Origin of the sequence: Gemmatimonas sp. (assembly GCF_041689975.1) — a bacterium.
Lineage (GTDB): Bacteria > Gemmatimonadota > Gemmatimonadetes > Gemmatimonadales > Gemmatimonadaceae > Gemmatimonas.
On record NZ_JBDNFF010000375.1, the window covers coordinates 1 to 3,573 of the forward strand.

Genomic DNA, 3,573 nt, shown 5'->3' on the forward strand with positions numbered 1-3,573 from the left:
ATTCCATGGCGGGAGCAGTCCTGCACGAGAGGCCGAAACATCCCAGGCGAGCTGGATGCCGCCACTGAGCATGAGCAGGCCCAGCGCAACCTTGAACGGAGTTTGCGGCAGGAGCGCCGCGAGTCCGACCACCGAAGGGACGGCGGCCGCCACCATGCGCCACAGGTTGGGCGCGTTTGGTGCGCGCGTGAGTTCCGCGCCCCAGCGCGCCCCACCCAGAAAACTCAGCGTGAGTGCGGCGTACACGAGAAAGGCGCGGACCGCGGCGTCGTGCGGCGCGCTGCCCTCGGGTGAGCCGTAGGCGATGACGAGACACACGAGAAAAGGGGCGAGCCCCGATAGGCTGATCAGCCAGAAGGTGCGGGTAGGCATGGCGCGAAGGTAGCGCCGACCTGCGCCGCGCGGTATATGTCGACGCCATGCCTACAACTGCCCAACGTCTTTCCGTCTTCAGCGAATCGGTGATTCGCGGTACCACGCGCCTTGCGAATCAGCACGGTGCCATCAACCTCTCGCAGGGGTTTCCGGATTTCGACCCACCGGAAGTGCTGCTCGAGGGGCTGGAACGCGCCACACGCGGGCCATTCCATCAGTATGCCGTGACGTGGGGCGCGCCGCGCTTCCGCACGGCGCTGGCGAAGAAGATCTCGCATTTCAGTGGCCTCGAGGTGGATCCCGAGTCGGAGCTCGTGGTGACCTGCGGCAGTACGGAAGCGATGATGGTCGCCATGATGACGGCCTGCAATCCGGGCGACAAGGTGATCGTCTTTTCGCCGTTCTACGAGAACTACGCGGCCGACGCGATTCTCTCGGGGGCCGAGCCGATCTACGTGCCGCTGCATCCGCCGCATTTCAACTTCGACGAAGACGTGCTGGCCGCCGCGTTTGCGCAGCGTCCGAAGGCGATCGTGGTGTGCAACCCGTCGAATCCCAGCGGCAAGGTGTTCACGCGTGAGGAGCTGATGATCATCCTCGAGTACGCCCAGCAGTACGACACCTGGGTGATCATGGACGAGCCATACGAGCACATCATCTACGCGCCGCATGTCCATACGTATTTCAATACGCTGCCGGGCGCCTTCGAGCGTACGATCACCTGCAACTCGCTGTCGAAGACGTATTCGATCACCGGCTGGCGCCTGGGCTACGTGCATGCGCCGGCCAGTGTGATCGCGCAGGCAAAGAAGGTGCACGACTTCCTCACCGTCGGTGCCGCGGCACCGCTCATGGAAGCCGCCGTCGGTGCACTCGAGCTGCCCGACGCGTACTACGAGGGGCTCACCGAGCTGTATAGCGCCAAACGCGAGATCTTTCTCGACATTCTCCGGAGCACCGGATTGCCGTTCACCGAGCCGCAGGGCGCGTACTACGTGATGGTGGACATCACGGCGCTCGGTTTCGCCAACGACACGCTGGCCTCGGAATGGCTGATCAAGGAGATCGGCGTGGCTGGCGTGCCGGGCTCGAGCTTCTTCCGCGAACCGGTCAACCATCTCATCCGTTTCCACTTCGCCAAGCGGGAAGAGACACTCAGGGCCGCCGGCGAACGGCTGGCCGGACTCTCGGCGCGGGTGAACGCGGGACGGTAGGGATCCCGCGAGCACAGCCCTTGCATAGGAGGCTTCGGGCATCACTCAATTCCGGAGCCTCGTATGAATTTCGCGCTCTATCTCGTTGGATTTCTCGTCTTTGTCGGTGGCGTGGCGTGGGGACTGACCGTGATCGGTGTCTCGACGACCTACATCCTCATCGCTTCACTCGTGCTACTCGGCATCGGCATCATGACCGGCGTGACGCGGACACGCATGAAGGATCCGCCAAGCACGTGACGCTTGCTCAGCGAACCGCCGTGCAGCGCGGGCACCTGAGAAAGGCCTCTGCCGCGGCAACGGTACGCGTGGGGTCTTCCTCGTGAGGAACGTGCCCCAGTTCGGGGAACAGTTCGATGCGGCTACCGCCAATGTCGCGCGCGAAGCGTCCGGCATGGTCGGGTGGAATGAGTCCGTCGCGCCCGCCCCACATGATGAGCGTAGGTGCGCGAATCGTCGCGATGCGCGTGGAATCGGCGGCGTTGGCGGACTGGGCGAAGCGGCGCGGAAGTGAGGCGCGGTTGCCTTGGCGTAGGGTGAGCTCGAAGTAGCGCGTGACCAGCGAATCGGAAACGCGTGAAGGATCGCCGTACACGCTGCGGACACTCGACTCGACCACGCCGCGCGGCAGGATGCGCGTGAAGAGCCACTCGAGCCCGCGCGTGCGCGCCATCCGAAATCCAATCGGCACCTTCTGCGACGCCATCGGATACCCCGCGGCGTCGACCAAGATCAGCGCGTCCACCCGATCGGGCGCAGCGGCGGCTACATGCCATGCCACTTCGCCGCCAAGGGAGTTACCGGCGATCGCGAAGCGCGCCACGCCGAGCGAGTCGAGCAACTGCAGCGTGATACGCGTATAGGCGGCCAGCGAGTAGTCGTCGTCCGGCGACGGGCCGGTCAGGCCGAAGCCAGGCAGGTCGAAACGGATCACGCGACGCGAGCGGCGCAGCGATGCGGCCCAGCCGTCCCAGGTGTGCAGGCTGGCCGACGTGCCGTGCACCAGCACGATCGGCACCGAATCGGAGCGAGGGCCCTCGTCGCGCAGATGTACCTGCACGCCATTGAGTGCCAGGAAGCGCGACGGCGACGGCGCCCAGCGCGCCGTGAGCGCCGATACCGGTTTGTCGGGTGCCCACACGCTGGCGAGTCCGAGCAGGAGCAGCACCGCCAGCGCGAATCCGCCCATCAACCACCGCGCCAGTTTCATGCGTCCCGCTCCAGCTGGAAAAAGAAAGGCGCTGAGCCGCGCAGATCCATCAAGCCCAGCAGCGTACGCGCATCGACGCGCCGAAAGTAATCGATGATGGGCAGATGATCATACACCATCGCCGCCGTCGTCACGCCGCGGTGGGTCACCGCTCGCAGTCGCGCGCGCGGGGCACGCGTGCGGAACAGTGGCGTGGCGAGCGCGAAGAGCGCCCGCGCCCCCGCGTTGCGCGTGAGCGCGTGGAAGCGTGACAAGGCAAGGGGAATGCGGCGCGGATCGATCGCATAGGTCTCGCCCGCGCGATTCCGGAACAACAGCGGATGTACGACCTCCTCACTCACGAACGACTTGCCGTACCAGGCGTAGGCCTCGAGCAACCCGTCCATGTCATGACCGGTAGGTACACCGGAGCCGCGCCACTGACCCAGGATCTCCAGCGTCGTGACTACCGGCATCGCATCGAAGCGCGCCAGCGTTTCGGCCAACGTCATCGCGGCGTGAGCAGGGCATCTTTGAGCGCGACACCGTCGAGGCGCTCAGCCGGCTTCACGCCGAGTAGTTCGGCCAGTGTCGGTGCCAGATCGACCGTGCGCACGAACTGCGCGTGCACGCCGGGCTTGATGCCGGCGCCGGCGAAGATGAGCGGGACGTGCGAGTCGTACTCGCGCGGTGAACCGTGTGAGGCCACGTTGCCGCCCCACGTGCTGTACGGCGTAAGCGTGACCACCAGTTCGATCTGCGAACTCGCCGGGAACTGATGCGCCCACCGTCGCG

At 65.6% G+C, this 3,573-nt stretch carries 5 protein-coding genes and 1 pseudogene; 2 read left to right on the forward strand and 4 right to left on the reverse strand.

From position 1 onward, the window contains the following. On the reverse strand, window positions 1–372 hold a 372-nt coding region (locus ACESNG_RS21560), incomplete at its 3' end, for a DUF3429 domain-containing protein (RefSeq protein ID WP_373070797.1). A gap of 47 nt (window positions 373–419) precedes the next feature. Here ACESNG_RS21560 and ACESNG_RS21565 point away from each other — a divergent pair. Continuing rightward, window positions 420–1,589, forward strand: a complete 1,170-nt coding sequence (locus ACESNG_RS21565; protein ID WP_373063647.1) for a pyridoxal phosphate-dependent aminotransferase — start codon at window positions 420–422, stop codon at window positions 1,587–1,589. Between the two features lie 63 nt (window positions 1,590–1,652). Next, window positions 1,653–1,829 (forward strand): hypothetical protein, encoded by a 177-nt coding sequence (locus tag ACESNG_RS21570; protein ID WP_373063649.1) that lies wholly within the window; start codon window positions 1,653–1,655, stop codon window positions 1,827–1,829. A 7-nt stretch (window positions 1,830–1,836) separates the two neighbouring features. Here the strand turns inward: ACESNG_RS21570 and ACESNG_RS21575 are convergent, their stop codons facing one another. From ACESNG_RS21575 to ACESNG_RS21585, 3 genes and pseudogenes are all read right to left on the reverse strand, one after another. Beyond that, on the reverse strand, window positions 1,837–2,799 hold the full coding sequence (locus ACESNG_RS21575; RefSeq protein WP_373063651.1) for an alpha/beta fold hydrolase: 963 nt from the start codon (window positions 2,797–2,799) through the stop codon (window positions 1,837–1,839). Beyond that, entirely contained in the window at window positions 2,796–3,290 is a 495-nt protein-coding gene (locus ACESNG_RS21580) for a DUF4334 domain-containing protein (protein ID WP_373063653.1), read from the reverse strand. Before ACESNG_RS21580 ends, ACESNG_RS21575 begins: the two co-directional genes overlap by 4 nt. Further along, window positions 3,287–3,573 (reverse strand): annotated as a pseudogene (locus ACESNG_RS21585) (hypothetical protein); the annotation flags it as partial. The pseudogene ACESNG_RS21585 and the gene ACESNG_RS21580, both read right to left, overlap by 4 nt.

What these genes read in the sequence shown, in the direction of transcription:
- ACESNG_RS21565 (WP_373063647.1), top strand. Translation starts at nt 420, where the DNA reads ATGCCTACAACTGCCCAACGTCTTTCCGTCTTCAGCGAATCGGTGATT.
- ACESNG_RS21570 (WP_373063649.1), top strand. Translation starts at nt 1,653, where the DNA reads ATGAATTTCGCGCTCTATCTCGTTGGATTTCTCGTCTTTGTCGGTGGC.
- ACESNG_RS21575 (WP_373063651.1), bottom strand. Translation starts at nt 2,799, where the DNA reads ATGAAACTGGCGCGGTGGTTGATGGGCGGATTCGCGCTGGCGGTGCTG.
- ACESNG_RS21580 (WP_373063653.1), bottom strand. Translation starts at nt 3,290, where the DNA reads ATGACGTTGGCCGAAACGCTGGCGCGCTTCGATGCGATGCCGGTAGTC.